The organism is Microcoleus sp. T2B6 (assembly GCF_036700475.1).
Classification (GTDB): Bacteria; Cyanobacteriota; Cyanobacteriia; order Cyanobacteriales; family Microcoleaceae; genus Microcoleus.
The window spans coordinates 1-2,491 of record NZ_JAUBOZ010000226.1 but is presented as its reverse complement, the minus strand read 5'-3'; the positions used below and the strand labels follow the sequence as shown (position 1 = coordinate 2,491).

Genomic DNA, 2,491 nt, shown 5'->3' with positions numbered 1-2,491 from the left:
GTGCGATTCGTTTAACCTAAAGTAGGTTGAAAGGCTTACGGGACGGTTAACCCAGTTGATAAGACTGGTGATAACTGATTACATTTGTAGGTGCGGGTTTAGCCCAAATCCTACCCCTCAAGTGCTGAGGTGAAAACATATCCCCTAGTTTGTTGGGTAGCAACTAGCAGGCTAAAGCGGGGGTAAAAGGCAGAACTACTAGGAGCCAACCCGGTAACTGTCGAGTAAAAAGTCCATGTGTAGCGAAAGCAAAGATGTGTCTGAACCATCGTGAAGACCAATGGTGTAATGGCTGAAATCAGGATAAACCCGTTGAAAAACACGGTAAAGACCGATTAACACCAAGCCAAAAGGCAAGGATAGGGCATAAGCGGTTTTATCGCCGACTTATAAGCACCGCCCAATAAACCCGGTGGAAAGCATCGCGCTAAAGACTTTAACAATGTGTAATCGGAACGAAGTAACTCTCTTAAGTCTCTGGTAAGGTCGATAACCAGTAAGTAGCTAACGAATGATTTAAGAGAGAGGGATTGTATCAAAAGCGAATGCTATGTTGTAATGACAAAGATATGCTGACAGATACACGGTAATTCCAAAGATAGAGTCCTAGTAGCAATATATATGTCTAATACGCAGAATAATCTGACGGTGGAATGGAAAAACCTGAATTGGCGCAAGCTAGAACGGGTAACTTTCAAGTTGCAAAAACGAATCTATCAAGCGAGTGAGCGTGGTGATGTTAAAGCAGTTCGCAAACTACAAAAGACCCTGATTAGGTCTTGGTCTGCCAAGTGTATCGCGGTTCGTAGGGTAACACAGGATAACCAAGGAAAAAATACGGCTGGAGTTGACGGGATTAAATCGTTGACCCCAAAGCATCGTATAAAATTGGTAAATCGTTTGAAACTTACCGGAAAATCAAAACCCACACGAAGGGTGATGATTCCCAAACATGGTACGAATGAAAAACGTCCATTAGGAATACCCACAATAAACGACCGTGCCTTGCAAGCGTTAGTAAAACTAGCGTTAGAACCTGAGTGGGAGGCTAAATTCGAGCCAAACTCGCACGGTTTTAGACCGGGGCGTTCTTGTCACGATGCGATAGAAGCAATATTTGCCAGCATCAATCAAAAAGCCAAATACGTGCTAGATGCTGACATATCGAAGTGTTTCGACCGTATAAACCACAAAGCCTTAATCTCAAAAATAAGTACATACCCCACCTTAAACCGTCAAATCAAAGCATGGCTCAAGGCAGGGTATGGTGTCGAGGGTTCTTTATTCCCTACTAATGAAGGTACACCACAAGGCGGGGTAATTTCTCCTCTACTTGCGAACATTGCCTTACATGGGATGGAAGAAAGAGTAAAGCAGTACGCGGAAACCTTAGAAATACATTCTCCCGGAGGATTGAAATTAAATAAATCCCAGAGAAGAGACACACTAAGCCTAATCCGTTATGCTGATGACTTTGTAATAATCCATGAGGATTTGAACGTAGTCAAGAAATGTCAGGAGATAATCGCAAACTGGTTGAGTGACATGGGATTGGAATTAAAACCGAGTAAAACAAAATTAACTCACACCCTTAATGAAATAAAGGGAAGTGTTGGGTTTGAGTTCTTAGGATTCCACATACAACAGTACAAAGTAGGAAACTACCGTAGCTCCAATTCATCAAAAGGAATCCCATTAGGTTTTAAGACAATAATCACACCCTCAAGACAAAAGGTAAAAACTCATCTAGTCAAGATTGCTGAAGTAATAGACACCCATAAAACCGCCCCTCAAGCTGCCTTAATTAGCAAGCTCAATCCAATCATAAGAGGGTGGTCAAACTATTACTCGACCGTCGTTAGTAAGGATACCTATACAAAGGTTGACAGACTAACCTATGATAAGTTGAGAGCCTGGGCAACAAGGAGGGGAAAAGGGGGCATCAACAAGGACAAATACTGGCGAACAGTAGGCGACTATAACTGGTGTTTCGGTACCGAAAATGGATTGGAATTAAAACAACATTCAGATACGCCAATCGTAAGGCATATCAAAGTAAAGGGTGTTGCTAGTCCATTTGATGGAAACTGGACTTATTGGAGCAAGCGTAGAGGTGAATACCCTGAAACTCCTAAAAGGGTTGCTACATTAATCAAGCGTCAAAAGGGTATTTGTCCTCACTGCGGTTTATACTTTACCAGTACAGACATTGTAGAAGTTGACCATATTAAACCGACCTCGTTAGGTGGAAAAGACACCTATGACAACCTACAACTTTTGCATAAACACTGCCACGACACAAAGACAGCAACAGACGGGTCAATGCGCTCTAAAGAAAGTGTTAAAACCTGATAGTTGGTCTTGAATCGTACCTATAACAAAGGTGGAATTATCAAGGAGCGGAATGATACGAAAGTATCACGTTCCGTTCTGAAGGAGAGGTAGGAGTGGTAACGCTCCTATCGACTCTAACTCCGTTGACCGTCAGGTT

1 protein-coding gene is annotated in these 2,491 nt (G+C 42.4%); it reads left to right on the top strand.

Annotation, left to right across the window (positions count from 1 at the left end):
• Window positions 1-621: 621 nt before the first annotated feature.
• Complete coding sequence (gene ltrA / locus QUA00_RS36515) at window positions 622-2,352, top strand: group II intron reverse transcriptase/maturase (protein ID WP_333413465.1); 1,731 nt, start codon at window positions 622-624, stop codon at window positions 2,350-2,352.
• Window positions 2,353-2,491: the final 139 nt, after the last annotated feature.